The organism is Massilia sp. P1_C10 (assembly GCF_056406475.1).
The window spans coordinates 292053-317798 of the sequence record NZ_JBFUAC010000001.1 but is presented as its reverse complement, the minus strand read 5'-3'; the positions used below and the strand labels follow the sequence as shown (position 1 = coordinate 317798).

25 protein-coding genes, 1 tRNA gene and 1 riboswitch are annotated in these 25746 nt (G+C 63.7%); of the genes, 15 read left to right on the top strand and 11 right to left on the bottom strand.

From position 1 onward, the window contains the following. Positions 1-60 precede the first annotated feature (60 nt). The 7 genes from AC1D02_RS01565 (at position 61) to AC1D02_RS01535 (ending at position 9179) form a co-directional block, all read left to right on the top strand. The gene (locus AC1D02_RS01565) at positions 61-1536 is read left to right on the top strand and encodes a hypothetical protein (protein WP_477313011.1); all 1476 of its coding nucleotides are present in this window, start codon (positions 61-63) and stop codon (positions 1534-1536) included. A gap of 254 nt (positions 1537-1790) precedes the next feature. Further along, the gene (gene fdxA / locus AC1D02_RS01560; RefSeq protein WP_477313009.1) at positions 1791-2114 is read left to right on the top strand and encodes a ferredoxin FdxA; all 324 of its coding nucleotides are present in this window, start codon (positions 1791-1793) and stop codon (positions 2112-2114) included. 48 nt (positions 2115-2162) lie between these two features. Further along, positions 2163-3254, top strand: a complete 1092-nt coding sequence (locus AC1D02_RS01555; protein ID WP_477313007.1) for an NAD(P)/FAD-dependent oxidoreductase — start codon at positions 2163-2165, stop codon at positions 3252-3254. A gap of 259 nt (positions 3255-3513) precedes the next feature. Then, positions 3514-4749 (top strand): polyhydroxyalkanoate depolymerase, encoded by a 1236-nt coding sequence (locus tag AC1D02_RS01550; protein WP_477313005.1) that lies wholly within the window; start codon positions 3514-3516, stop codon positions 4747-4749. Positions 4750-4822: 73 nt separating this feature from the next. Then, positions 4823-5515, top strand: coding sequence for an electron transport complex subunit RsxB (gene rsxB, locus AC1D02_RS01545; RefSeq protein WP_477313003.1), 693 nt, complete (start codon positions 4823-4825; stop codon positions 5513-5515). Next, entirely contained in the window at positions 5512-6159 is a 648-nt protein-coding gene (gene nth / locus AC1D02_RS01540; RefSeq protein ID WP_477313001.1) for an endonuclease III, read from the top strand. The genes rsxB and nth overlap by 4 nt, the downstream gene beginning before the upstream one ends. A 74-nt stretch (positions 6160-6233) precedes the next feature. After that, positions 6234-9179, top strand: a complete 2946-nt coding sequence (locus tag AC1D02_RS01535) for a bifunctional diguanylate cyclase/phosphodiesterase (RefSeq protein ID WP_477312999.1) — start codon at positions 6234-6236, stop codon at positions 9177-9179. Positions 9180-9215: 36 nt separating this feature from the next. Here the strand turns inward: AC1D02_RS01535 and proB are convergent, their stop codons facing one another. The 5 genes from proB to rplU all read right to left on the bottom strand — a co-directional run bounded on the left by proB (position 9216) and on the right by rplU (position 12586). Beyond that, the gene (gene proB / locus AC1D02_RS01530) at positions 9216-10334 is read right to left on the bottom strand and encodes a glutamate 5-kinase (RefSeq protein WP_477312997.1); all 1119 of its coding nucleotides are present in this window, start codon (positions 10332-10334) and stop codon (positions 9216-9218) included. A gap of 12 nt (positions 10335-10346) precedes the next feature. After that, entirely contained in the window at positions 10347-10742 is a 396-nt protein-coding gene (locus AC1D02_RS01525) for a DUF4345 family protein (RefSeq protein WP_477312995.1), read from the bottom strand. A gap of 1 nt (position 10743) precedes the next feature. After that, on the bottom strand, positions 10744-11859 hold the full coding sequence (gene obgE / locus AC1D02_RS01520) for a GTPase ObgE (protein WP_477312993.1): 1116 nt from the start codon (positions 11857-11859) through the stop codon (positions 10744-10746). A 102-nt stretch (positions 11860-11961) separates the two neighbouring features. Further along, positions 11962-12234 carry a 50S ribosomal protein L27 gene (rpmA, locus tag AC1D02_RS01515; protein WP_477312991.1) on the bottom strand — a complete coding sequence of 91 codons (273 nt, stop codon included), beginning with the start codon at positions 12232-12234 and terminating at the stop codon, positions 11962-11964. A 40-nt stretch (positions 12235-12274) separates the two neighbouring features. Continuing rightward, the gene (gene rplU / locus AC1D02_RS01510) at positions 12275-12586 is read right to left on the bottom strand and encodes a 50S ribosomal protein L21 (RefSeq protein ID WP_477312989.1); all 312 of its coding nucleotides are present in this window, start codon (positions 12584-12586) and stop codon (positions 12275-12277) included. 261 nt (positions 12587-12847) lie between these two features. Between rplU and ispB the strand changes: the two genes are divergently transcribed. The 6 genes from ispB (at position 12848) to AC1D02_RS01480 (ending at position 16652) form a co-directional block, all read left to right on the top strand. After that, positions 12848-13837 (top strand): octaprenyl diphosphate synthase, encoded by a 990-nt coding sequence (gene ispB, locus AC1D02_RS01505; protein ID WP_477312987.1) that lies wholly within the window; start codon positions 12848-12850, stop codon positions 13835-13837. 177 nt (positions 13838-14014) lie between these two features. Beyond that, positions 14015-14323 carry a hypothetical protein gene (locus tag AC1D02_RS01500; RefSeq protein ID WP_477312985.1) on the top strand — a complete coding sequence of 103 codons (309 nt, stop codon included), beginning with the start codon at positions 14015-14017 and terminating at the stop codon, positions 14321-14323. 8 nt (positions 14324-14331) lie between these two features. Further along, entirely contained in the window at positions 14332-14763 is a 432-nt protein-coding gene (locus AC1D02_RS01495; RefSeq protein WP_477312983.1) for a hypothetical protein, read from the top strand. 51 nt (positions 14764-14814) lie between these two features. Beyond that, positions 14815-14891 (top strand) — tRNA-Pro (locus AC1D02_RS01490). 71 nt (positions 14892-14962) lie between these two features. Beyond that, complete coding sequence (locus AC1D02_RS01485) at positions 14963-15352, top strand: ASCH domain-containing protein (protein WP_477312981.1); 390 nt, start codon at positions 14963-14965, stop codon at positions 15350-15352. Between the two features lie 94 nt (positions 15353-15446). Continuing rightward, positions 15447-16652 carry a cyanophycinase gene (locus tag AC1D02_RS01480; RefSeq protein ID WP_477312979.1) on the top strand — a complete coding sequence of 402 codons (1206 nt, stop codon included), beginning with the start codon at positions 15447-15449 and terminating at the stop codon, positions 16650-16652. 8 nt (positions 16653-16660) lie between these two features. Here the strand turns inward: AC1D02_RS01480 and AC1D02_RS01475 are convergent, their stop codons facing one another. The 5 genes from AC1D02_RS01475 to AC1D02_RS01455 are packed head-to-tail and all read right to left on the bottom strand — an operon-like array spanning position 16661 to position 21658. Beyond that, positions 16661-17182, bottom strand: coding sequence for a cytochrome b/b6 domain-containing protein (locus AC1D02_RS01475; protein ID WP_477312977.1), 522 nt, complete (start codon positions 17180-17182; stop codon positions 16661-16663). Further along, entirely contained in the window at positions 17169-17438 is a 270-nt protein-coding gene (locus AC1D02_RS01470; protein WP_477312975.1) for a PepSY domain-containing protein, read from the bottom strand. The genes AC1D02_RS01475 and AC1D02_RS01470 overlap by 14 nt, the downstream gene beginning before the upstream one ends. A gap of 22 nt (positions 17439-17460) precedes the next feature. Continuing rightward, positions 17461-18144: a Fe2+-dependent dioxygenase gene (locus AC1D02_RS01465; protein ID WP_477312973.1), complete on the bottom strand. Its 684-nt coding sequence runs from the start codon at positions 18142-18144 to the stop codon at positions 17461-17463. Further along, on the bottom strand, positions 18138-19247 hold the full coding sequence (locus AC1D02_RS01460) for an alpha-hydroxy acid oxidase (RefSeq protein ID WP_477312971.1): 1110 nt from the start codon (positions 19245-19247) through the stop codon (positions 18138-18140). Before AC1D02_RS01460 ends, AC1D02_RS01465 begins: the two co-directional genes overlap by 7 nt. 53 nt (positions 19248-19300) lie before the next feature. After that, positions 19301-21658 carry a TonB-dependent receptor gene (locus AC1D02_RS01455; RefSeq protein WP_477312970.1) on the bottom strand — a complete coding sequence of 786 codons (2358 nt, stop codon included), beginning with the start codon at positions 21656-21658 and terminating at the stop codon, positions 19301-19303. A gap of 270 nt (positions 21659-21928) precedes the next feature. Here AC1D02_RS01455 and AC1D02_RS01450 point away from each other — a divergent pair, with 270 nt between their 5' ends. Beyond that, positions 21929-22198: a hypothetical protein gene (locus tag AC1D02_RS01450; protein WP_477312968.1), complete on the top strand. Its 270-nt coding sequence runs from the start codon at positions 21929-21931 to the stop codon at positions 22196-22198. Positions 22199-22671: 473 nt separating this feature from the next. Further along, a riboswitch (cyclic di-GMP riboswitch) is annotated at positions 22672-22760 on the top strand. A 93-nt stretch (positions 22761-22853) separates the two neighbouring features. Beyond that, a complete protein-coding gene (locus tag AC1D02_RS01445; protein WP_477312966.1) occupies positions 22854-24611 on the top strand; it encodes a S8 family serine peptidase in 1758 nt (585 codons plus the stop codon). A 76-nt stretch (positions 24612-24687) separates the two neighbouring features. Here AC1D02_RS01445 and AC1D02_RS01440 read toward each other — a convergent pair whose 3' ends face one another. Beyond that, positions 24688-25401 (bottom strand): PEP-CTERM sorting domain-containing protein, encoded by a 714-nt coding sequence (locus tag AC1D02_RS01440; RefSeq protein WP_477312964.1) that lies wholly within the window; start codon positions 25399-25401, stop codon positions 24688-24690. Positions 25402-25746 lie beyond the last annotated feature (345 nt).

The following is a 25746-nucleotide window of genomic DNA, read 5'->3' as shown; positions in this document are numbered from 1 at the left end:
CTGTCCGGCACAAGGCGCGACTATTTCTTCGGGAAAGCAACGCTTTCAGAGGAGAAAACCATGGATTCCCGCGACATCCCCGGCCAGCAGCTGGCCGACCCGACCCCGGCATCGCCGCTCAGCTATGTGCCCATCCCCAGCGCCGCCTACCGCGCCCACCGCAAGGCGGCGCAGCTGCTCGACGAGCCGGGCCCGCCGCGCGGCGAGCAGCCTCCGCCCACGCCGGTGCCGCTGCCGTTCGCCTTCGGCGCGCGCGTGCTGATGTGGAAACAAGATCCCTCGGTGGCCGAAATCGGTACCCGCAAGGCCTTCCTGCCCGGGATCGTGCTCGACGGACCGCGCGACGCCCGCATCGTCTCGGGCGACCCGGGCATCGCGCAGGTCAGCCCGAACGCGTTCGGCGACTTCATCACCGCGCCCGACACGCCGCAGTTCGACGCGGTGCACACCTTCGCCGTGGTGCGCCAGACCCTGACGATGTACCAGCGCGCCCTGTCGAAGGTGGGCGACGACATGCCGCTGCCGTGGCAATGGAACAGCAGCGTCGACACCGCGCCGATCCAGGTCTATCCCTACGGCCTGCCGAACACCATGAATGCGTTCTACAGCCGCTCGCAGTGTTGCCTGAAGTTCGGCGACTTCGTGCCAAGCGGCCAGGCCGAGCGCGTGTTCACCTGCCGCTCGCTCGACATCGTGTCGCATGAAACCGGCCACGCGGTGCTCGACGGCCTGAAACCGGCCTGGCTCAACGCCGACAATCCGCCCCAGACCGGCGGCCTGCACGAATCGTTCGGCGACCTGACCGCGATCTTCCTGGCGCTGTCGCAGCTCGACCAGTGCGAGGCGATCGTGGCCCAGACCAAGGCGCGCCTGCACGATAAAACCTTTTTGGCCGACATTGCCGAGCAGTTCGGCCTGGCCTTGGGCGCCTCCACCGGCCTGCGCAACGCCGACAACGACCTGACCCTGACCGACGCCGGCAGCGAAGTGCACGCGCTGTCGCAGGTATTTACCGGCGCCGTCTACGACATCCTGGCCGACCTGTTCGCGTTCGAGCGCAATCCGGCGCTGCTGGACGACGCGATGGTGCTGCACGACGTCGGCGCCTACCTGCGCGCGCTGGTGCTGCGCGCGCTGGTGGCCGCGCCCGACAATGCCCCCGCCTACGCCGACGTGGTCAACCAGATGCTGCGCCTGACCGTGGAAGACGGCAAGCCGGTGGCTTACCGCAACGCGATCCGCAACCGCTTTACGGTGCGCGAGGTGGTCGAGTCGCCGGTGCCGCTGACCGAGGACCACAGCGACCCGCTGGTGCTGCCGGCGGGCGTGCGCGACCGGCCCGGCACGGTGCAGGACCGGCGCGCCTGCTGCGGCACCATGAACCTGGCCGAATATTACGACGTCGCGCACGTGCTCGACGGCGAGGCGCAGGCGCTGGCGCGCTGGTGCGCCGAGCATGGGCGCACCGGGCCGGCGGCCGCGCCCGAGCCGATGGCCGACGGCTGGCCGCAGGGCGAGTCGCTGCGGCTGCGCTAGGCGTCAGCGCCCAACTCGGGGCCAGGTCCGGCGGAGCGACGAGACGCCCGGTCCCCGTTCCCTGCGCTGCGCCGTCCCACCGCCCGGCTGAGCTAACATCGGCCGGCAGGACCCGCATATGCTTATTTATATTGTGTATGAGCCCGATTTGTGGCCAAAACCGAATTGCCGTAAAATACAGTGCTCTGCCATGGTTGGCGAACCCGGTTCGCGTATCGCCACGCCGCAACACCCCATTCACTGATAGGACTGTTATGACCCACGTTGTCACCGAATCATGCATCGCCTGCCGCTATACGGACTGCGTCGATGTGTGCCCGGTAGATTGTTTCCGGGAAGGCCCGAATTTTCTGACGATCGATCCTGACGAGTGCATCGACTGCGCCGTCTGCGTCGCCGAGTGCCCCGTCAACGCGATCTATGCCGAGGAAGACGTGCCGGCCGACCAGGTTCAGTTCATCAAGATCAACGTCGACCTGGCCCGCACCTGGCCGTCCATCACCAAGACCAAGCCGGCCCTGCCCGACGCCGACCAGTGGAAAGACGTCAAGGACAAGATCGGCCAGCTGGTTCGCTGATCCCTCGCGCCACCGCACCACGCACCAACAATTACAGGAAGTAAAAGCATGACGATTCCTCACGACGCGGCCAGTGTCGCCCCTAACAGTTCCTTCGCCGGCGCCATCGACACCGATGCCGTCATCATCGGCGCGGGCCCGGTCGGCCTGTTCCAGGTGTTCGAGCTGGGCCTGCTGGAAATCAAGGCCCATGTGATCGATTCGCTGCCGGCCGTGGGCGGTCAATGCGTCGAACTGTATCCGGACAAGCCGATCTACGACATCCCGGCCGTGCCTGTGTGCACCGGCCAGGAACTGACCGACAACCTGCTCAAGCAGATCGAGCCGTTCGAGCCGACTTTCCACCTGGGCCAGGAAGTGACCGTCGTGCAGCGCCGTGAAGACGGCCGCTTCAACGTCGAGACGTCGACCGGCACCCAGTTCATCACCAAGACCATCTTCATCGCCGCCGGCGTCGGCTCGTTCCAGGCGCGCACGATCAAGGTCGACGGCATCGAAAAGTTCGAAGGCACCCAACTGCACTACCGCGTCAAGGAACCGGCGATCTTCGAAGGCAAGAACCTGGTCATCTGCGGCGGCGGCGACTCGGCCCTCGACTGGGCCCTGAATTTCGTCGGCAAGGCCGAGTCGGTCGTGCTGCTGCACCGCCGCGAGGACTTCCGCGCCGCGCCGGCATCGGTGGCCAAGATGAAGGCCCTGTGCGACGCCTACGAAATGCAGCTGATCATCGGCCAGGTCACCGGCTTCGACGAGAAGGCCGGCCAGCTGACCGAAGTGAAAGTCACCGGCGCCGATGGCGTCACCCGCCGCGTCCCGCTGGACATGCTGCTGGTGTTCTTCGGCCTGTCGCCGAAGCTCGGCCCGATCGCCGAATGGGGCCTCGACATCGAGCGCCGCCAGCTCAAAGTCGTCAACACCGAAAAGTTCGAGACCAACGTGCCCGGCATCTTCGCGGTAGGCGACATCAACACCTATCCAGGCAAGAAGAAGCTGATCCTGTCCGGCTTCCACGAAGCGGCGCTGGCCGCCTTCGGCGCGGCGCCGTACATCTTCCCGGACAAAAAAATTCACATGCAATACACCACCACTTCGCCCAAGCTGCACAAGATCCTCGGCGTCGAGAGCCCGGTGTTCGACTAAAATCGCTCAGTCTCATTGGCGATACAGAGATGCCCCGCTTGCGGGGCATTTTCTTTTTATGTGGTGCGTCGCACCAAGCGGCGCGCCGATCTATGGTCCAATCGTGTCTGAAGGAATCGACGTGACTTCACCTTGATCTGCCTTGAGCATTTGCCATGAGGCACATCAAGTTGCAGCAGGGAGCGCCGTATAGCCTATAATTAATTGGTCGCCTGACGCAGAATCCTGCGCCGTGACAGAAATCACGAAGGATCTATTTATGCTTTACCAATTACACGAGATGCAGCGCTCGCTCCTGACGCCGATGATGCAGTGGGCCGAAGCCTCTTCGAAGCTGTTCTCGAATCCGGTGTCGCCGTTCGCGCACACCCCGTTCTCGCAGCGCATCGCTGCCGGCTACGAGCTGATGTATCGGCTCGGCAAGGACTACGAAAAGCCAGCCTTCGACATCGCCGACACCACCATCGCCGGCGAAACCGTCGGTATCATGGAGCGTACGGTCGTCAACAAGCCGTTCTGCAAGCTGTTGCACTTCAAGAAGGACCTCAGCGACACCAGGCTGGCGAAGCTGAAGCAGCCGAAAGTGCTGCTGGTCGCGCCGCTGTCCGGCCACCACTCGACGCTGCTGCGCGACACCGTGCGCGGGCTGCTGCCGAACCACGACGTCTACATCACCGACTGGACCGACGCGCGCATGGTGCCGCAGTCGGAAGGCGCTTTCCACCTGGACGACTACATCTTCTACGTGCAGGACTTCATCCGGATGCTGGCGCCCGACCTGCACGTGATCTCGGTGTGCCAGCCGACCGTGCCGGTGCTGGCGGCGATTTCGCTGATGGCCACCAATAAGGATCCGAAGCTGCCGAAGACGATGACGATGATGGGCGGCCCGATCGACCCGCGCAAATCGCCTACCGCGGTTAACGACCTGGCGGCGGAAAAACCGTTTTCGTGGTTCGAAAACACCGTCATCTACGGCGTACCGGCGAATTATCCAGGTTTCGGCCGCAAGGTGTATCCGGGCTTCCTGCAGCACGCCGGCTTCATCGCGATGAATCCTGGCCGCCACGCGCAGAGTCACCGCGAGTTCTATCAGCACCTGGTGCTGGGCGACGACGAGCCGGCTGAAAGCCATCGCCAGTTCTACAACGAGTACAACGCCGTGCTCGACATGCCGGCCGAGTACTACCTCGACACCATCAAGACGGTGTTCCAGGACTACGCCCTGCCGCGCGGCACCTGGGAAGTGGGCGGCCAGCTGGTCCGTCCGCAGGACATCACGACGGTCGCGCTGTTCACGGTCGAGGGCGAGCTGGACGACATTTCCGGCGCCGGCCAGACCCAGGCGGCGCACGAATTGTGCAGCGGCATTCCGGCCGACATGCAGCAGGACTTCGTGGCGCCTGGCGCCGGCCACTACGGCATCTTCTCGGGCCGCCGCTGGCGCGAAGTGATCTGCCCGAAAATCGGCGAGTTCATCAAGAAGCACGGCTGATCTACTTGCGCCGCAGGCCATGGGGTCAGGTCCGTCGGACCTGACCCCATTTTTTTGGCCGCCGCATGACATAATGGCGTTTTCAGCATCTTCCAGCGCCGTGACCAAGACCCTCGCCGACCAGATCGAAGACGTGCTGCCGCAAACGCAGTGCACCAAGTGCGGCTATCCCGCATGCCGGCCCTACGCCGAAGCGATCGCAAGCGGCGAAGCCGACATCAACCAGTGCCCTCCCGGCGGCCTCGAAGGCGTGCGCCGCATCGCCGCGATCACCGGGCGCGCCGTGATCCCGATCAATCCCGTCAACGGCTTCGAGCGCCCGCGCCCGGTCGCCTTCATCGACGAGAACCTGTGCATCGGCTGCACCCTGTGCATCCAGGCCTGCCCGGTCGACGCCATCGTCGGCGCCTCCAAGCAGATGCACACGATCATCCCGAGCCTGTGCACCGGCTGCGACCTGTGCGTGGCGCCCTGCCCGGTCGACTGCATCGTCATGTATCCGGTCACCGACGAGCGCACCGGCTGGGACGCCTGGACCCAGCAGCAGGCCGACGCCGCGCGCGAGCGCCACGACTTCCGCACTGCGCGCCTGCAGCGCGAGCGCGAGGAAAACGACGCGCGCCTGGCCGCCAAGGCGGTGGCCAAGATGCGCGAAGTGACGGCAGAGGAAACCAACACTCCCGAGCAGCTGGCCGAGAAAGAGCGCAAGCGCGCCATCATCGCCGCCGCCATCGAACGCGCCCGCCAGAAGGCCGCCAAAGAATGAACCCCGCCAAACGTCTCGAAATCTTCACGCGCTTTCGCCAGGCCAATCCGCACCCGACCACCGAGCTCGAATATAGCACGCCGTTCGAGCTGCTGATCGCCGTGCTGCTGTCGGCGCAGTCGACCGACGTCGGCGTCAACAAAGCCACGCGCAAGCTCTATCCGGTCGCCAACACGCCGGCCAAGCTGCTGGCCATGGGCCTGGACGAGCTCAAGACCTACATCTCCACCATCGGGCTGTACAACACCAAGGCCAAGAACGTGCTGGCCACCTGCCAGATCCTGGTCGACCAGTACGGCGGCGAAGTGCCGCACTCGCGCGAGGCGCTCGAATCGCTGCCGGGCGTCGGCCGCAAGACCGCCAACGTCGTGCTCAACACCGCGTTCGGCGAGCCCACCATGGCGGTCGACACCCACATTTTCCGCGTGGCCAACCGCACGAAAATTGCGCCCGGCAAGAACGTCGACATCGTCGAGCAGAAGCTGCTCAAGTTCGTGCCGAAGGAATTCCTGCACGACGCCCATCACTGGCTGATCCTGCACGGCCGCTACACCTGCCTGGCGCGCAAGCCGCTGTGCTGGAACTGCATCATCGCGGACCTGTGCGAGTACAATCAGAAGACACCCGCCCCCGACGGGGTTTGACAGCTGCGCTGCCGCGCGAACTCCGTTGACCGCAGCCGGTCTTACTTGGGTGGACGTGACAGGGACGCGGCAACATGGAGCCCATCGAACCGGACGACACCATTTCGGCAGAGCTGGAGCGGGCCTGCGCGCAGGAGCCGATCCACCTGCTGGGTACGGTGCAGCCGCACGGTTTCCTGATCTCGGTCGACATTGCCAGCGAACGCATCGTGCAGGTATCGAGCGGCATCGCGCGCCACTGGCCGGGCCTGGCGCGCGCCGAAATGCTGGCCGGCGAACCGGTGTTCGACTGGGTCGAACGCAAGGCGCCGCAGGACAAGCTGGAACTCGATGCCTTGCCCGATTCGCAGCCGATGGCGCTGCCGTGGCGCGCGCGCTTCGAGCGCACTTCGCCCGGCCAGGCGCCAGGCGATCCCGCCGATTGGGAATGCCTCGGCCATCGCTCGGGCGGGCTGGCGGTGCTCGAATGGCTGCCGCAGGCCACCTGCGCGGTCCAACTGCAGAAGCAGAACCATAACTTTTCCGACATCGCCGCGGTCATCGGACGCCTGCGCCATGCCGACAAGATCGACACCTTCCTCGACGAATGCGCCAGCGTCGTCCAGAACTTCGCCGACTTCGACCGCGTGATGGTCTACCGCTTCCTGTCGGATGGCTGCGGCGAAGTGGTGGCCGAGCGCACCGCCCCGGGATACGAAACGAAATACCTCGGACTGCGCTTCCCCGCCTCCGACCTGCCGGCCCAGGCGCGCGCGCTGTACCTGACCAACCGCCTGCGCGTGCTGGCCGACGTCGAAGCCGTTCCGGACACGCTGGTCCCGCTGGCCGCGCCATCCGAGGCTCCGCTCGACCAAAGCCACTGCATGCTGCGCGGCCTGTCGCCAGTGCACCTGTCCTACCTGCGCAACATGGGTGTGCGCGCCACGTTGACGATGTCGATCGTCATGGACGGCAAACTGTGGGGCCTGATCGCCTGCCATCATCACTCGCCGAAGGTGCCGCCGCACCAGATCCGCGAAGGCCTGCGCCAGGTATGCGAACTAACCGCCGAAGTGACCAACATGCGCATCGAAACGCTGTGCCGGCTGGAGGCCGTGGCGCGGCGGCTCGCGCTGAACAACATGCTCGGGGAGCTGCACCAGGCGCTCCTGCTGGGCGACGAAATCGAAACGGTTCTGCGCGCGCGCCTTCCCGAACTGCTCAAGGCCTTCAAGGCCGACACGCTGGGCGTGCAGATCGGCGCCCTGTCCTTCGTCAGCGGCCCTGGCCGGCGGCCCTGCCCGGCCCAGCGCGCGGCCAACGAAGTGCTCGCGCTGATCGATCCGGCCTCGCGCGCACCGGGCGTGCTGATGATGGACGACCTGCTCGCCGCGCCGAAGCGCGCGCTGGCCTGCCTGCCCGCGGCGGCCGGCATGCTGCTGGCGCACCGCTTCGAGGAAAACATGATCTTCTGCTTCGCCACGCGGCCCGAGGTGGTGCAGCAAGTGCGCTGGGCCGGCGAGCCGCACAAGGAAGTGGCCGAGCTGCCGGACGGCCAGGTGCGCCTCGAGCCGCGCCGCTCGTTCGCCGAGTGGCAGCAGTCGGTCAAGGGGCGCAGCGCGCCGTGGGATGCGGCCGAAGCCGAAGCGCTGCAAAAGCTGCTGCACATACTCAGCGAAATAAACACGCTGCGCATCAATCGCACCTTGCACGAAAAGCTGCACTGGCGCGCGCACCACGACCAGCTGACCGGCTTGTTCAACCGCCGCACGATGGAAGAAGAAGTCACGCGCCGCCTCGAGGACGGCCAGTTCGACTGCGCGCTGATGCTGCTCGACCTGGACCATTTCAAGGAAATCAACGACGCCTACGGCCATGCCACCGGCGACCAGCTGCTGCTGCAGTTCGGACGCCGCCTGGGCGCGGTGATCCGCGACTGCGACCTGCTGGCACGGCTGGGCGGCGACGAGTTCATGCTGCTGTTCCAGATGGACCATCCGGAGCCGGCGCAGGCCCTGAACTTCGCCGAGCGGCTGCACCAGACCGTGATCACGCCGTTCGACATCAACGGCAAGCAGCTGCGCATGACGGCGTCGGTCGGCATCGCCATCCCGCCGGCGCATGGGCGCACCGTCACCGACCTGCTGCGGCGCGCCGACCTTGCTCTGTACCATGCGAAAGCGCAGGGACGCGCGGGCAGCGCCATGTTCGAACCCTCGATGGAGACCGACCAGCTCAACACCTTCCTGCTCGAGCGCGACCTGAATGAAGCGGTAGAGCAGAACGAACTGTCGCTGGCGTTCCAGCCCAAGGTCGACCTGGCGAGCCGGCGCGTGGTCGGCATCGAGGCGCTGGTGCGCTGGGACCATCCGACGCGCGGGCGCACGCCGCCGGCCACCTTCATCCCGCTGGCCGAGCGCAGCGACCAGATCATCCAGATCGACCGCTGGGTGATGCGCCACGCGATCGAAGCGCTGGCGCGCTGGCGCGACCAGGGGCTGGCGCCGCTGCCGCTGGCGATCAACCTGTCGATGGCCGACATCATGTCGCCCAACCTGGTGGAGTACCTGAGCGGGCTGCTCGAAGAATTCCAGGTGCCGCCGGAGGAGCTCGAGGTGGAAGTGACGGAATCGTCGGCGATGCGCGAGCTGGGCAAGACCCGCAGCGTGCTGGCGGAGCTGAACCAGCGCGGGATCTCGACCACGATGGACGATTTCGGCACCGGGTTTTCGTCGCTGAGCTACCTTCGCACGCTGCCGCTGCAGTCGATCAAGATCGACCAGTCGTTCACCTTCAGCATGCTGGACGACCCGAACGCGGAGAAGCTGACGCAGGCGATCGTCGCGATGGGACTGGCGCTGAAAATGCTGGTGGTGGCCGAGGGAGTGGAGACGGAGCAGCAGATGGACTGGCTGCTGGCGCATGGCTGCCACCTGGGGCAGGGATTCTTCTTCAGCCATCCGGTGCCGTCGGACGATATCCACGAGGTCATCCGGAATATCGAGTTGCGCCTGGCCGCTGCACCGCCGGCCGTGCACTAGGGGTCTGGTCCTGCGGACCTGACCCCGGTTTTGACGCTACAGCAAAACCAGGTTATCGCGGTGAATCAGCTCCGGTCCTTCCATGAAGCCGAGCACCTTCTCGATCTCCGCCGACGGCTTGCGCATGATGCGCCGCGCCTCGCTGCTGCTGTAGTTCGACAGGCCGCGCGCCACCGCCACGCCGTCCTCGCGCACGCAGGTGATCACCGCGCCGCGCCCGAATTCGCCGGAGACGCCAACCACGCCGATCGGCAGCAGCGACTTGCCCTCGCGCGTCAGCTTCTGCACCGCGCCGGCGTCGAGCACCACCTTGCCGGCGGTGTGCAAATGATCGGTCATCCACTGCTTGCGCGCGGTCATGCGGCCGGTGTCGGCGGTCAGCTGGGTGCCGATCGCTTCGCCGGCGGCGAGCCGCGACAGCACGTCGCTGTCGCGCCCCCACGCGATGATGGTGTGCGCGCCCGAGCGCGCGGCGCGCTTGGCCGCCAGGATCTTGGTCAGCATGCCGCCGCGCCCAAGGCTGCTGCCGGCGCCGCCGGCCATCGCTTCCAGCGCCGGATCGCCGGCCCTGCCCTCGGCCACCAGCGTGGCCGCCGGGTCCTTGCGCGGATCGGCCGAGAACAGCCCATGCTGGTCGGTCAGGATCACCAGCGCGTCGGCCTCGATCAGGTTGGCCACCAGCGCGCCCAAGGTGTCGTTGTCGCCGAACTTGATTTCGTCGGTCACCACGGTGTCGTTCTCGTTGATGATCGGGACCACGCCCAGGCGCAGCAAGGTGGTCAGCGTGGACCGGGCGTTCAGGTAGCGTTCGCGGTCGGCCAGGTCGGCGTGCGTGAGCAGCACCTGCGCGGTGCCCAAGCCATGCGCGCGGAAGCTCGACTCGTAGATCTGCGCGAGGCCCATCTGGCCGACGGCGGCGCAGGCCTGCAGTTCATGGATGTCGGTGGGACGGGCGTCGAAGCCAAGGCGCAGCATGCCCTCGGCGATGGCGCCGGAGCTGACCAGCACGACTTCCTTGCCCAGCGCGCGCAAGGCGGAGATTTGCGCGGCCCAGCGCGCGATGGCGGCGTGATCGAGCCCGCGGCCGTCGTTGGTGACGAGCGAGGAGCCGACTTTGATGATGATGCGGGATGCTTGTTGTATGACGGATTTCATCGGCGGCGGTTCTTATTTGATCGCGGGCCTCAACGCCAGCAGCGCAAGGCCGCAAGCCAGTTCGATCCCGCATACGACTAATAAAAATCCCTGGGGCAGTCCGATTGCGAACGCCGCGATGAAGCGGCCGGCCGGCTGCGCCAGGACGAACAATGCAGTGACATCGCCGAGGACAGGCGGTTCGCCCTGCCTTGCCGCTAACAACGCCAGGGCCGCGGTAGCGAGCCTGGTGCCGACATAGATGGCGTAGAACTGGCTGTAGCCGTTCACGCCAACGAGAAACTCGCCCATGACGGTGGCGACGCGGTCCGGGTCCAGCATCGCAACCAGCGCCGCCAGCGAACTGGCGTACGCGATCAGCTGAAGCAGCTGGCGCCGCAGCGCCGCGCGCGTCATGGGTACTGCCAACTTACTCTTCTTCGAGGATCTTGAAACGCGGATCGTCCGGGTCGATCGACGCGATGCCGCGCGCTTCCTCGGTCATCTGCGTTTCTTCGGCGCGGTATTCGCCGGCCTTCTTCTCTTCGAGGTGCTTGTAGATCGCGTTGACCAGCTCAGGGCAGCCTTCGTGGCTCAGCGCCGAAATCTCGAACACAGGGCCCTTCCAGGCCATGCGCTTGATGAAGTCCTTGACCAGCTTCTTGCGGTCTTCCTCCGGCACCACGTCGAGCTTGTTGAGCACCAGCCAGCGCGGTTTTTCGACCAGCGTCTCGTCGTACTTTTCCAGTTCCTTGACCAGCGCCTTGGCTTCCTTGACCGGATCGACATTGGTCTCGAAGGGCGCGATGTCGACGATGTGCAGCAGCAGGCCGGTGCGCTGCAGGTGGCGCAGGAACTGGTGTCCCAGGCCCGCGCCTTCGGAGGCGCCTTCGATCAGGCCGGGGATGTCGGCGATGACGAAGCTCTTCTCGTGCGACACGCGCACCACGCCCAGGTTCGGGTGCAAGGTGGTGAACGGGTAGTCGGCGATCTTCGGCTTGGCGTTCGACACCGCGGTGATGAAAGTCGACTTGCCGGCGTTCGGCATGCCGAGCAGGCCGACGTCGGCCAGCACCTTCAGCTCGAGGCGCAGTTCGCGGCGCTCGCCTTCCTTGCCCTCGCCCTTCTGGCGCGGGGCGCGGTTGGTCGACGACTTGAAGTGGATGTTGCCCCAGCCGCCTTCGCCGCCCTTGGCCAGCAGTTCCATCTGGCCGTGTTCGGTCAGGTCGGCGATGATCTCGCCGCTGTTGTTATCGACGATCAAAGTGCCGACCGGCATGCGCAGCTCGATGTCGTCGGCGCCCTTGCCGTAGCAGTCGGCGCCGCGGCCCGGTTCGCCGTCCTTCGCCTTGTGCATCTTGGAGTAGCGGAAGTCGACCAGCGTGTTGATGTTGCGGTCGGCTATGGCCCAGATCGAGCCGCCCTTGCCGCCATCGCCGCCGTCCGGTCCGCCGAACGGGCGAAACTTTTCGCGGCAGAAGGAGGCGCAGCCGTTGCCGCCGTCGCCGGCGATCACTTCGATTCTTGCTTCGTCGATAAACTTCATATTTTGTACCGCCATAAAACTAAAAAGGCTCTACCGTGGGGAGAGCCTTTTTGATGGAAGGCTTGCGCCTTACAAGTGTACGCCGGAAACCGGCGTGAATACTTAAGCTGCTACTGCTTCGTTCGCGACGACGGTAACGAATTGCTTCGAACCGGCGCCTTTGACGACGAACTTGACCTTGCCGTCGACCAGCGCGAACAAGGTGTGATCCTTGCCGGTGCCGACGTTTTCGCCTGCGCGCACTGGGGTGCCGCGCTGACGGATGATGATGCCGCCGGCGTTGATGGTCTGGCCGCCGTAAACCTTAACGCCAAGGCGTTTTGATTCTGAATCACGGCCGTTGCGCGTTGTGCCGCCGCCTTTTTTGTGTGCCATTTAGAGCTCCTTGATGACTGGGTGTACCGGGCAACAGCGATTAGCCGTTGATCGAAACGATTTGGATTTCGGTGTAATTCTGACGATGGCCCTGGTGCTTCTGGTAGTGCTTACGGCGGCGCATCTTGAAAATTTTCACTTTATCGTGACGACCCTGTGCCACAACAGAAACGGTAACCGTTGCACCTTCGACCAATGGCGCACCAAACTTGATGGTGTCGCCCGCGCCTACTGCGAGTACTTGATCGATGGTGATTTCGGAACCAATGTCTGCCGGTATCTGTTCTACTTTAAGTTTTTCGCCAGCGACAACTTTATACTGCTTGCCACCGGTTTTTATGACCGCGTACATGATTTGAAACCTCATCAAATGTTGAAAGAATGTCCCACGGCGACGTCACGTCGAGCATGTGCAGAGCCGGGGGAACCTGTGATTATACATGGATTGAAATTGATCGTCAAAAGCATTCACAACCGCGACAGTTCGTGGTATGTCGGCAACGTTACGCCGTTTGAGCCGGTCGGCCTCCCCCGTTCGCCGGGCCAGATCGTCGGGCTGAAACGCCGGGGTTGTCGTATAATCCACGCAATCCATGTCACTAGCAGGTCCGCCTTGTCAGTCGCTCTCACACCCGCCAAAACGAACAACATTGCCCAATCGATTGCCGCCGACGTCGAGGCGGTCAACCAGGTCATCCGCCAGCGCCTGCACTCCGAGGTGAGCCTGGTGAACCAGATTGCCGAGTACATCATCAGTGCCGGCGGCAAGCGCATCCGGCCGACCCTGGTGTTGCTGGTGGCAAACGCGTACGGCTACATGGGCACGGCGCACCACGAGCTGGCGGCGGTGGTCGAGTTCATCCATACCGCGACCCTGCTGCACGACGACGTGGTCGACGAATCGTCGATGCGGCGCGGGCGCCAGACCGCCAACGCCCTGTTCGGCAACGCCGCCTCGGTGCTGGTGGGCGACTTCCTGTACTCGCGCTCGTTCCAGATGATGGTCGGCCTGAACAACATGCGGGTGATGCAGATCCTGTCGGACGCGACCAACGTGATCGCCGAAGGCGAAGTGCTGCAGCTACTTAATATGCACGACCCGGACGTGACCCAGGAATCGTACCTGAACGTGATCCGCTCGAAGACGGCCAAACTGTTCGAGGCGGCGGCGCAACTGGGCGCGCTGATTTCGGGCGCGACCGACGCCGAGATCGACGCCGCCGGCGAATACGGCCGCTCGCTGGGCACCGCGTTCCAGCTGATCGACGACGTGCTCGACTACGCCGGCGACGCCGACACCATCGGCAAGAACGTCGGCGACGACCTGCGCGAAGGCAAGCCGACCCTGCCGCTGATCTACCTGATGGAAAACGGCACGCCCGAGCAGCGCGAGCTGGTGCGCAACTGCATCGAGCAAGGCGACGAGCAGCATTTCGAAGCGATCCTGGCGGCCATCACCACCAGCGGCGCGCTCGACTACACCCGGCGCGAAGCCGAACAAGCGGCGCAGCGCGCATCGAGCGCCATCGCCGGCCTGCCGGAAAGCGAGCACAAACAAAGCCTGCTGCAACTGTGCGTCTTCGCAGTGGACCGAAACCATTAAGGTGCTTTACTGCCGCCTTATTCAGTGCAGCGGTAGTCAAAAGTTCGCGTCCTTCGCGTCCATTTACTCTTCGGTCAAAGTCCTTGTCTTTTGCCGCGCACTGAAGCGACGACCACTGGTAGATGGCGCGCATTCATGGTACAAGAAGGGCAGATAACGATCTTCGGGAACGCCACCATGAACATCGCCAAGCTTCAACCCCTCATGTCGCAGTACGGCATCACCGCCGAAGACTTCGAACAACTGAGTCGCGCAGCAAGTCTGCTACCGGAGTCGTATATCTCGGTCACTATGCCCACCTTGAACGATGTGGAATCGGCCACGCTCATGTCGCGCCTGCTGCGACGTCTCGCTCCCGAAATCGGGGTGGTTTTCGAGCATCCGGACGTCATAGAACAAGTAAACTTTCCAATTCACGAACCTCCGCACCAGATCGAACCCGAGGCAGAGGAATCCGAACAGTATGCCCGCGGCAGTGCCGCTTAGAGCTCACGGTGGAGCAGCACTGGCTCACCTTCCTGAAGGCCGCGATGTCGCGCATCATCGGCCTGAAGCGATATTGGAAAGCGATTGTCGAATTCGTCTCGCGCATTGCAATGCTGAACGAGACGCGAGAAGCTCGTCGTATCGAAAACATGGCGAAATACCTGGATGTCGTGTCCAAATCGCTGTCCATTATGAAGCGCAACGGTTGCCCGGAAGAGGTGCTGCGCAGATTAGCAGTCGACCTGAACGTGCCGCTGATTGAGGCCAACCTTGAATCCATGATCGTTGCTCGACAGTTCGCGGTGGTCCACGACGCACCGCACACCGCCTGTTCCGATAAGGAGCTCCCTTTGCCTCCCGGCCCGCCGCCGACCGACAACCTCCCCACCCGGATCCGCAGTAACTCGCTTCAACCAACACCTGTTTGCCTTCCTAGTTGACAGGAACCATCAAGCTTTTTACACTAAAAGCCTGCGTAATTCTTCTACCGTCGGGGTGTGGCTCAGCCTGGTAGAGCGCTGCGTTCGGGACGCAGAGGCCGGAGGTTCGAATCCTCTCACCCCGACCAGTCGTTCGCTCCAAAACATACGACCGAGCCCCAGGAAATGGGGCTTTGTTATTTCTATCCCATGGAACGCCATGCTTAGACGAAAACGACTGACATTCTGGGGCGCGGACGAGCACGACGATTCTTTGCCGAGAAGTGTGATCGACGGGCGCAAGACCGTCACCGCCGACACGGTCGAGGACTACTACAAGCCGTATGGCGAATACGGCGACGGCAGTTACGCGCCGGGCGACATCATCGAGGTCTATGACTTGCAGCGAAAATTACGCTGCATCATCGAAGCGACCAAGGTCTACAACATCAGGTTTGGCGATATTCCAGAAGAGGTGTGGCGCGGGGAGACTTTCTCAAGCGCCGAAGAGTTTCGAGATGTTCACATCAAAGCGCTTTCACACCTGCATCTGCATGACGACTTCGAGCTGGTGACTCTGCATTTCCGGCTGCTCGAAGTGATCGAGTAAATTGCGCCGCTCGGACTGATAAGTTCGTGTCGCGGTTGCCCTGCGATCCTTTCCGGTCTATGGTGTACAGACACATCCATCACCGGGAGCTATCGTGACTGCGCTATTTTCCAAACAGAACTGGCGCGGCGTGCTGCTCGCGCTGGCACTCACTTCCGTGATGGGCGTCGCCGACGCGGGCAAGGGAGCGGGCGGTGCGAAGCCGCCCTACACCTACTACGCGGTTGGCAACCCCGCCACTGTCCCGAGCATCCAGCAAGCGCAAGCGCACCCTTCGTATGTCCTGATGGGCGGAGGTCCCGACGTCGACGAGGCGTTCCGGTGGATGATCAAGCAGGCCGGTGTCGGCCCGGCCACCGGCGGCCGCCTCGTCGTGATCCGCGCGAGCGGGGATGGCGCCTACAATCCGTACATCTACTACAGCAACGCCGCGTCGTCGACCAACTCCAGCGACATCGCCGACGGCTGGGTCGGCGGAGCGTCGCTGGGATTGACATCGGTCGAGACGCTGGTGATCCCGAATGCTGCCGCCGCAGACGATCCGTTCGTCAACACGGTAGTGGGCCGGGCCAACGCGGTATGGATCGCCGGCGGCGACCAGGCCGATTACATCAAATACTGGAAGGGCCGCACGCTTGCAGCCACGCTGAACACCCTGATGGGCAAGAACGTGCCGGTCGGCGGCACCAGCGCCGGCTTGGCGGTGCTCGGGCAGTTCGACTACGCCGCATTGCGCGGCACGGTCACGTCGGCGGAGGCCATGGGCAACCCGTACAACAAGTACGTGACGCTCGATCCCGATCCTCTCGGCACATCCGGCGGTTTCATTGCGCCGCCCGCGTTGGCAAACACGATCACGGACTCGCACCTCGATTCGCGGGACCGCATGGGACGGCTGATCACCTTCGTGTCGCGGCTGGTCGCCAGCTATCCGGGAAGCGGCTCGCAGGTATTCGGGTGTACGGGAGGCGTACTGTCCAACAACAGCGCCAGGGGAATCGGACTGGACGTCGAAGCGGCGCTGCTGGTACACCGCGATCCGGGCACCATGCAATTCAGCGGCCGGCGCGTAACCAACACGCCAGCCCCGGCAAGCGACGCAGCGGTGTATTTCGTCAACGTGACGCAAGGGCCAACGGTGTGCAGCGCCGGCAAGCCGCTGACCATCGGCGCATCGGCGGTGCAGATCCGGAAACTGGCTGATTCGAACACGACCATCAATCTGTCGGACTGGTCGACGTTTCCCATCTATCGGAATGTTGGCGTGACTTCAGGCGTGCTGGCGCCGGATCCGTATTGAAGATGGGGTCACGCTTCCTTGTCGCCGGTGATCATTGCGGCGACCAGGTTTTCGCGGTGCTGCCAGCTGGTGAACACCACGCCGGCGACGTGCAATACGATTAAACCGACCAGCGTCCACGCTAGAACTGTGTGTAGCAGCACCGGCCACGCATATCCCCACAGCAGGTCGGTGGTGGCAGCCCAGCCAGTCAGCGCGACCACGCCGACGCAGGCAAGCAGCGCGACGACCATCCAGCCTCCCAGCGGATTGTGACCAAGGTAGCGCGGCGCGGCGCCCGCCATGACGGAGCGCAGATAGCCGGCGGTGGCGCCAACCGGGCGCACGAACTGGCTGAAGCGCGCGTAACCTCTTCCGACGAATCCCCACGCCAGCCGCGCGGCGACGATGGCCGCCGCGGCGTAGCCGACATACTCGTGCGCGGCGCCGGTCTGCCCCCTGGTGAACCAGGCGCCGGCGATCGACAGGACCAACAGCCAGTGCATCACCCGCACCGGCGCGTCCCACACGCGCAGCTTATTTTTCTTCAACGCGTTCCAGGGTCACCGGATTGAAGAACGCTTCGATGCGCTTGCCCTGCGGGTCCTTGGCGTACACCTCGTAGCAGGTCTTGGTCATCTCCATGCGGCGGATCTGCCAGCCTTCCTTGATTAATTTCTGCTCCAGCTCCGTGTGCGGCTTCCATTCCGCCTTCGGACGGTCCGTGCATTTCACATCGCCGTGGGCGGACGCCGCGCCGGCCGACAGCGCCAGCAACAGGGGGATGAATAATTTCGCGAGTTTCATGGTTGTCCTTGTAAATCGGTGTTCAGGTGACGGCCCAGTGGCGCAGCAGGTTATGGTACACGTTGGTCAGCTTGAGCAGGCGCGCGTCATCGCCTGGCAGCGCCGGGGTCAGTTGCTGGATTGCCTGGTCGAGGTCGAACAGCAAGGCGCGCTCGCCGTCATCGCCCACCAGGCTTTCGATCCAGAAGAACGATGCGACGCGGGCGCCGCGCGTGACCGGCGTGACCCGGTGCAGGCTGGACGCCGGATAAAGCACCATGTCGCCCGCCGCCAGCTTGATTGCCTGGGCGCCGAACTCGGTTTCGATCTGCAGCTCGCCGCCGTCGTATTCGTCCGGCTCCGACAGGAACAGTGTCGCGGCCAGGTCGGTGCGCAGGCTCAGGTGACTGCCCGGCATCTGCATCACCGCGCTGTCGACATGCGTGCCGTAGGTCTCGCCGCCTTCGTAGCGGTTGAACTTCGGAGGGTAGATCTTGCGCGGCAGCGCCGCCGAAATGAACAGCGGATTGCGGCCCAGCGCGCGCAGGATGTGGTTGCCCAGGCTGATTGCCACTTCCGCTGCGTCGTCCAGCTGGCGGTTGCGCTTGACCTGGCGCGCCAGCGTGCCGCCTGTGCCGGCCCCGTCCTGCCACTCGGCCTGCTCCAGGTAGCCGCGGAACTGCCGCACTTCGTCCTTGTCCAGCAGTTGTTCGATGGTGGTCAGCATGGTCGCCTCATTAGATTGTCCGGGCCGATCTGGTCGAGCGTCGCGCAGCCGGCCAGCGCCATGCAGACCTCAAGCTCTTCGCGCAGCAGCTTGATCATGTGGGCCACGCCCAGCGCGCCCGCCACGGCCAGCGCGTACAGCTGCAGCCGCCCGATCATCACCGCGTCGGCGCCCAGCGCCAGCGCCTTGAACACGTCGCTGCCCGAACGGATGCCGCCGTCGAACAGCAGCGGGAAGCCGTCGCCCAGCGCGCCGCGGATTGCCGGCAGCGCATCCAGGCTGGCAGGCGCGCCATCGAGGCTGCGGCCGCCGTGATTCGACACCACGATGCCGGCGACGCCCATGTCGCGCAGCGCGACCGCATCGTCCGGATGCAGCACGCCCTTCACCCACACCGGCAGCGACGTTTGGGTAATCAGCCACGCAAGGTCGTCCCAGGTCGGCGCGTCGCGCATCGCACCTTGGAAGATGCGGCTGTCGCGCTCACCGAGTTCGATGGGCGCCGGGGCCCACTGCCCGCGCACGTTAGCGGCGACGCACTGCTCTGGCATGCGGAAACCGGCGCGCAGCGCACGCGCGCTGGCGGTCTGGATGGTGGCGTCGAGCGTGACGACGATCGCCTGGTAGCCGGCCGCTTCGGCGCGCGCGACCAGGGACAGCGTGTCGTCGCGCCGCGGCTGAAAATAGAGCTGGAACCAGCGCCGCGGCCCCGCGATGTCTTCCAGCGCGGTCGACGACAAGGTGCTGACAACCATGCAGGTGTCCGTCGCCTGCGCGGCGCGCGCAGTGTCGATTTCGCCCTGGGGGTGCGCCAGCTTCTGGAAGGCGACCGGCGCCAGCATGACCGGATGCTCGAAGGGAATGCCGGCGATGCTCGAACGGGTGTGGCCCGCGGTCACGTCGCGCAGCAGGCGCGGATAGATCGCCCATTGCGCAAACGCCGCCGTGTTGGCGGCCACCGTGACGTCGCGCCCGCAGCCGCCCGCGACGTACTCGTGGCTGGGCGTCGCCATGAAGCGCGGCGCCAGCAGCTCGTAGTCCCCGGCGCAGTGAATCTCCGGGGGTATCGTGCCGAGTGGCGCCTGCGCGGGAGTGGATGTCATATCAGTTCAGGATGGCGGGATAACCGGATTGTACCGGCCTCCGCCCCGCCCGATCAGATTTCGTAGTTCAGGGTCAAGCGCACTGCGCGCGCATCGCCCTTGTACAGGAAGGCGCCGGAACGGTACACCGCGGTGTAGTAGTCCTTGTTGCCGACGTTGAGCACGTTCAGGCGCACATCCAACTTCTTGTTGAAGCGATAGGCGGCGAACACGTCGGCCACGGTGAACGACGGCACCGGCTGGGAGCAGACGCCGTTGGCGACAACCGCGCCAGTGTCGGGCTGGCCGCCGCAACGATCGCTCTCGTGACGCACCGTGGTGCCGAACGAGAAGGCGTTGGTCAGCTGGTACTTCAGCTGCGCCGATGCAGTGCGCTCGGCGAAGTTGCTGAGCGGGTTGCCGATGTTGGCGGCGACGGCCGAGCCGAGTACCTTCGACTTCATGAACGACACGCCCATCTGCGCCGTCAGCTTGTCGGTGATGTCGCCGGTCAGGCTGAACTCGGCGCCGCGCACGCGGTTCTTGCCGGTGTTGAAGGTGCCGACGGTGTCGTAGTTGGCGCCTTCCATCACATCTTTCTTGGTGGTCTGGAACAGCGCGCCGGTGGCCAGCAGCTTGTCGTTAAACAGGTTCCACTTGGTGCCCAGCTCGAGGTTGATCGAGGTCTCCGGCTTGGCGCCTGCGATCTGGCCCTGGTACAGAACCGCGCCGCCGTAGCCGCTGGCGGTGCCCGCATCGGCCTCGCCGCCGTTGATGTCCTGGGCGCTGGCCACGCTGCCGTAGACGATGCCCTTCGGCGCGACCTTGTAGCTCAGGCCGAGATGGCCGTTGACCAGCGTGTCCTTGTAGCCGTAGTCGCCGACCATGACGTTGGTCAGGTTGTTGTAGCGGACCAGGTCGAGGTCGAAGTGGTCGACGCGAACGCCGCCGAACGCGGTGAACTTGTCGGTAATGTCGACCGTGTCCATCGCGGTCAGGGCGATGGTCTTGACGCGCCAGTCCTGGTTCTGGCCCAGGCGGGTCGAGCTGCGGCCGGCGAAGCTGGTCAGGTTGCTGGTGGCCGGATTGCCCTTGCTGTCGGTGAAGCAGAAGCCGTTGTTGGCGCCGATGCCGGCAGTGGTCTTGCAGTTGTACGGCGTGGTGTTGGTGAACGCGTAGTTGCCCGAGACGACCTGGTGGTCGGTGTATTCGGCGCCAATGATGAATTCGTGCTTCAAGCCGCCCAGCAGCGTATCCCAGCGCAGGTTGCTCTGGTGGGCGAAGTAGTCGATGTCCTGCCAGCCGCTATGGCCGTTGTCGAGCGAAACGGTGGTGTACTGCTCGCCGGTCGCGCCGTTGAAACGGGTCGCGCTGTTGGCGCCAGTCGTGTTGTAGCTGTTTTCCGATTTGCCGTAGCGGGTCAGGCTGGTCAGGGTCAACGCAGGCGCCAGCTTCCAGTTGATGCGCGCGGTGACGGTGTCGACTTCGGACTTGAGGAAGTCGTTGGTCTGGGCGTACACCGGCACGTTGGTGGCCGGCACGCGGTTCGGCACGGTGCCGACCAGGTAGCCGCCCAGGTCGGGCATGTGGTCCTTGGTGCGCAGGCCGTAGTAGTCAAGGGTGACCGACAGGTCGCGGTCGCGTTCCCACAGGCCCGATACCGCCAGACCCTTGCGGCCGCGGTCCGACGGGGCGCGGTCAGGCACGCCTTCGTCGCCGTACAGCGCATTGGCGCGCAGCGCGAAGTGGTCGCCGAAGCCCTTGTTGATGTCGGTGCTGACGCGCTTGTGGCTGTCGCTGCCGACGGCCGCCGAGACGCGCGTGAAATCCTTGTCCAGCGTGGCCTGCTTGGTGATCGCGTTGATCGCGCCGCCGGCGGTGCCCCGGCCGGCGAAGCTCGAGTTCGGGCCCTTCGAGATTTCCAGCTGCTCGATCGCGAAGCTCTCGCGGGTGCTCATGCCCGGGTCGCGCAGGCCGTCGACGAACACGTCGCTGCGCGCTTCCTGGCCGCGGATGATGTAGCGGTCGCCGAACGCGTTGCCGTTCTCGCCGGTGCCTAGGGTGATGCCCGGCTGGGCGCCCAGCACCTGTTTCAGGTCGGTCATGCCGGAATCGTCGATCGCCGCCTTGGTGACCACCGCGATCGTTTGCGGAGTCTCGGCCAGCGGACGCGTGTGGCGCGCATCGCCCGACTTCTTCGCCTTGTACGCCACGCCCTCTTCGGCGTTCGGGTTGGACTCGATCTTCTTGCCCCACACCGTCACTTCGCCCAGGTCCTTGACCTGCGCGCCGTTCGGGCCGGAGACGACCTGCGCGCCGGCCGCGAACGGCATCATCAGCACCGCGCCGGAAATGCTCATCGCCAGGGTGGTTTTCTTCATGGCGCGCAGGGCGTCGTCGGTGTCGCGGATGGATGCTGGCGAATGGTTCAAAACAGATTCCTCGTTTATTAGTAGTGGTTGCGCCTCGATGCGGCGCCGGCAAATGCGCCGAGTCGGTAAGCATCATAACGAAGATTTAATCGTCTGTAAATGGGAATCAATCTCATTTGCATCCGCATCTGCAGAAATGTGTTTTCATGACTATTTTTGCCGACAACATTCATATAGGTTATAGCTGCTATCAGAAATCGAAAGTTCATTTATGGCCGTACGGCATTTATACTGCAACGCAACAATCGCACTACAGCCTAAGGAAACGCCATGACCACCGCCATTTTTTCTCAAGCGCCTGCCGCCAGCCCGCTGCGCCAATACCTGAGCGACGTCGGCTACGCCGCGCGCGCCTTCGCCGAAGCCCTGTTCGCCGCCCAGGGCCGCCAGTTCGTTGCGCATGAAGTGCGCGCCGCCGAAGCGTCGGACGCCCGCGCCAAAGCCCAGGGACGCCGCCAGCTGTTCGCGCTGGCCAAGGACTACGACCGCTTCTCGCCGAGCCTGTCGGCCGAGCTGCGCGCCATCGCCGCGAGGGATTAATCATGGAAATCCTCGAATACGTTCCTGTGGCTTTGGCCGCCGTCGCCGTCGTTACCCGCCTGATCATGTTCCGTCCGCGTCCGCGTTCGGCCAAGAACAAGGCCGCCTGATCCTTCCTGGCGCCCTTCCCCGGGGCGCCGTCCGCGGCACCAAACGGCCGCGCAATGCGGCCGTTTCGCCTTGCGCCCGCTTGCGCCCGAGCGCCCTGCGGTTTCCCGCCCACCAATGTTGCTAAAAATGGCAATCGATTTGATATTCAATAAATATTTCAATAAATACCGAGTCTTTTAATATTTGGAAATGGTGAATTTTCCTTAATTATTCCTATTGGAAATTGATTTGATATTTAATCAATCTGATCGCCAGCAATCTTATTCAATATCAAATTTCTTACAATTTAGTTGAACAGAAATATCCACAATTGGATGAATCCAATTGAACACCGGAATTTTTCCAAGTAGTATTTACTTGCATCTGAAAAACGGCAAACCCCGCGAAAGCGGGCGACGCAATGTCATCGGTCTAACGGGCCGCAGTGCCCCACGACGGCAGGACTGCCAGAGAAACCCCGCGTTCATCGCGGCGGGTTAACTGCCCATGGCAGTTGACGTATCGGCGTCCTGTTTTCTGCAATTAATTGAAATCAGGAAAATTCATGCGCCACTCAGCCTCGTCCCTTCGCTTCCCTCTGTTCGCATTGACGCCCGTGGCGTTCGCCGCCGGCGCGCTGCTGCTCGCCGGCGCAGCCCAAGCGGCGCCAGCCGATCCGGCACAGTACGCCAGCGGGCGCATCCTCGTGGCACCACGCGCCGGCCTGCCCGCGGCCGAATTCGACAAGATCATCAAGACCCATGGCGCCCACGGCGCCCGCAAGCTGAACGGCCTGAACGTGTTCGTGGTGGACTTGCCGCCGGGACGGGAAAAGGCCCTGGCCCAGGCGCTGGCGCGCCATCCGAGTGTAAAGTTTGCCGAACTCGACGGTGCGGTGGCGATGCAGATGACGCCGACCGACCCGCAATACGGCAGCGAATGGCACCTGGCAACGATCCAGGCGCCGGCGGCGTGGGACATTGCCACGGGCGGCGGCATCACCATCGCCGTGCTCGACGGCGGCGTCGAGTCGACCCACCCCGACCTGGCCGCGCATATCGTGCCGGGCTGGAACTTCTATGACAACACCAGCAATACCAGCGACGTCAATGGCCACGGCACCAAGGTCGCGGGCGTGGCCGCGGCAATCGGTAACAATGGCGTCGGCGTCGTGGGCAGCGCCTTCAATGCCAAGATCATGCCAATGCGCATCAGCGACCCGGCCGGCAACCTCACTTACTACAGCATTGTCGCCAACGCGCTCACGTATGCGGCCGACCACGGCGCGCGCGTGGCCAACATCAGCTACATCATCTCGAACGTGTCGACCGTGCAGACTGCCGCGCAGTACATGCGCAACAAGGGCGGCGTGGTCGTCGCATCGGCCGGCAACACCGGCGCCTACGACGCCAGCCCGAACACCTCGACCATCCTGACCGTGGCCGGCACCGACTCGGCCGATCAGCGCGCCAGCTGGTCCGCATACGGCCCGATCGTCGATGTCGCCGCGCCCGGCGTCGGCATCATGACCACGGCCGTCGGCGGCACCTACGGCGCCTACAGCGGGACCTCCTTCTCCAGTCCGCTGACGGCCGGCGTCGTGGCGCTGATGCTGTCGGCCAACCCGGCGCTGCAGCCGTCGCAGGTCGACAGCATCCTGACCTCGACCGCGGACGACCTCGGCACGCCGGGACGCGACGATTACTTCGGCTACGGACGCATCAATGCGGCCCGTGCCGTGGCCGCCGCCAAGTCCGCAGCGACCAGCGATACCCAGGCGCCGACGGTGAACCTGGCGTCGCCTGGCGGCACGGTCAAGGGCATCGTCACGGTCGATGTTTCGGCTGCCGACAACGTCGGGGTCAACCGCGTCGAACTGTACGCCGGCGGCGCGCTGATCGCCAGCGACATCGCGGCCCCGTACAGCTTCAGCTGGGACACCACCACACGTCCTGACGGCGCCACGTCGCTGGTCGCAAAGGCCTATGATGCGGCCGGCAACTCCGCCTCGAGCACGGTCAACGTAAATGTCGCCAATACCGCTGCCAGCGCGGATGTCACGCCGCCGGTGGTATCGATCGGCAATCCGAAGTCGGGCTCGGTCGTCAACGGCAATGTGAGTGTGTCGGCCAGCGCCAGCGACAACGTGGCGGTCTCGAACGTGAGCCTGTATATCGACGGCGCGCTGGCCGCGACCGGCAACAGTTCGATCTCGTATAACTGGAACACGCGCAAGGCGGGCAAAGGCAGCCATACGATTACAGCGACCGCGCGCGACGCGGCCGGCAACACGTCGTCCCAGTCGGTCCAGGTTTCGAACTAATCCCGGCGTGAATCGAGCAAGGGGGCGGAATCAATTCCGCCCCCTTTTTTTGCACCGGTGTCGCAGGCAAGGAGATTTACGCTTTGCGGCGGCGGCTCAGCGCCCCGGCCGCGACAAGTCCGATTCCCAGCATGGCCAGCGTGCCAGGTTCCGGAACCTCCTGAGGCCCGCAGCTTTCCAGTTGAGGATTGCAAGGTGGCGCGCCCTCGCCCCTGAGAATGAAGAAGGTTTCAAGCCCGCCGTCGGCCTGCGACACATCGGCAGAAAGGCCGATGCGATTTAGCGCCGAGACCGAAGGATCCGCCAAAATGATCTGAGCGGCGTCGAGCATGAACTCGAAACCCGAATTTCCAGTGCCAGGCTGGGTATTTGGAAAAAAGACGGGCGCAAATGCACCTGAATTGAACAGCGCGGTGCCGTCGGGCGCATAGATGGTCATCACCAACCTGTCCAGACTCACCGATCCTCCACTAGGCTCGGCAGCGTTGAAGATGATCCGGATCGCCGCCGCGCTGGTGATGCCGATATCGCCGAACAGTTGCGTTTTGGTCTGGACGTTCGGGCCGACGACGTTTCCGGTTGCAAAGTTAGCGCTTCCATTCCAGCCCACCGTGCCGGTCTCGGTGCCGTCGTTGTCATGCACCGTGAGGATGGTTGCCACACGGCCGAGTCCCGTTCCCTGCAGGTCGATCACTCCCCCGGGAATCAGTGAGGCCTGGCTTGAGGATGCGGCCAAAATACTTGTCGCAACGACAGCAAATTTCAAGACTTTCCAATCTAGTTTTTTCACGATATTTCTCCGTATTTAGAATATTATCGATATATTTTTTTAAAAGAACATCCCGGTACCATTGCTTTGTATCGAAAACCCAAGAGGAATTAAAAGTCTGGCATCGCCCTTTACTGAAATGCAAATTATCGAATCGGCTATTGAGTCGCAGCCGAAACCGGTTGATCGAAAGAAACCGAGTTTCTGCGAATTCATTTCTATGCAGCTCGCATACAAATACGCATCAATCGTTCCACCCGCGCTAAGCCTTTGAAAAATCTCTCACTTTTCATTAGGCAAATAATTAATCAGCGGCAGGTGTAAATTATTCCGACACAATAGAAATGAATGCGATTTTCTGAAGCA

Bases quoted from the DNA above. Each gene is read 5' to 3' on its own strand.
- AC1D02_RS01565 (WP_477313011.1), top strand. From the start codon at position 61: ATGGATTCCCGCGACATCCCCGGCCAGCAGCTGGCCGACCCGACCCCG.
- fdxA (WP_477313009.1), top strand. From the start codon at position 1,791: ATGACCCACGTTGTCACCGAATCATGCATCGCCTGCCGCTATACGGAC.
- AC1D02_RS01555 (WP_477313007.1), top strand. From the start codon at position 2,163: ATGACGATTCCTCACGACGCGGCCAGTGTCGCCCCTAACAGTTCCTTC.
- AC1D02_RS01550 (WP_477313005.1), top strand. From the start codon at position 3,514: ATGCTTTACCAATTACACGAGATGCAGCGCTCGCTCCTGACGCCGATG.
- rsxB (WP_477313003.1), top strand. From the start codon at position 4,823: ATGGCGTTTTCAGCATCTTCCAGCGCCGTGACCAAGACCCTCGCCGAC.
- nth (WP_477313001.1), top strand. From the start codon at position 5,512: ATGAACCCCGCCAAACGTCTCGAAATCTTCACGCGCTTTCGCCAGGCC.
- AC1D02_RS01535 (WP_477312999.1), top strand. From the start codon at position 6,234: ATGGAGCCCATCGAACCGGACGACACCATTTCGGCAGAGCTGGAGCGG.
- proB (WP_477312997.1), bottom strand. From the start codon at position 10,334: ATGAAATCCGTCATACAACAAGCATCCCGCATCATCATCAAAGTCGGC.
- obgE (WP_477312993.1), bottom strand. From the start codon at position 11,859: ATGAAGTTTATCGACGAAGCAAGAATCGAAGTGATCGCCGGCGACGGC.
- rpmA (WP_477312991.1), bottom strand. From the start codon at position 12,234: ATGGCACACAAAAAAGGCGGCGGCACAACGCGCAACGGCCGTGATTCA.
- rplU (WP_477312989.1), bottom strand. From the start codon at position 12,586: ATGTACGCGGTCATAAAAACCGGTGGCAAGCAGTATAAAGTTGTCGCT.
- AC1D02_RS01500 (WP_477312985.1), top strand. From the start codon at position 14,015: ATGAACATCGCCAAGCTTCAACCCCTCATGTCGCAGTACGGCATCACC.
- AC1D02_RS01485 (WP_477312981.1), top strand. From the start codon at position 14,963: ATGCTTAGACGAAAACGACTGACATTCTGGGGCGCGGACGAGCACGAC.
- AC1D02_RS01470 (WP_477312975.1), bottom strand. From the start codon at position 17,438: ATGAAACTCGCGAAATTATTCATCCCCCTGTTGCTGGCGCTGTCGGCC.
- AC1D02_RS01465 (WP_477312973.1), bottom strand. From the start codon at position 18,144: ATGCTGACCACCATCGAACAACTGCTGGACAAGGACGAAGTGCGGCAG.
- AC1D02_RS01460 (WP_477312971.1), bottom strand. From the start codon at position 19,247: ATGACATCCACTCCCGCGCAGGCGCCACTCGGCACGATACCCCCGGAG.
- AC1D02_RS01450 (WP_477312968.1), top strand. From the start codon at position 21,929: ATGACCACCGCCATTTTTTCTCAAGCGCCTGCCGCCAGCCCGCTGCGC.
- AC1D02_RS01445 (WP_477312966.1), top strand. From the start codon at position 22,854: ATGCGCCACTCAGCCTCGTCCCTTCGCTTCCCTCTGTTCGCATTGACG.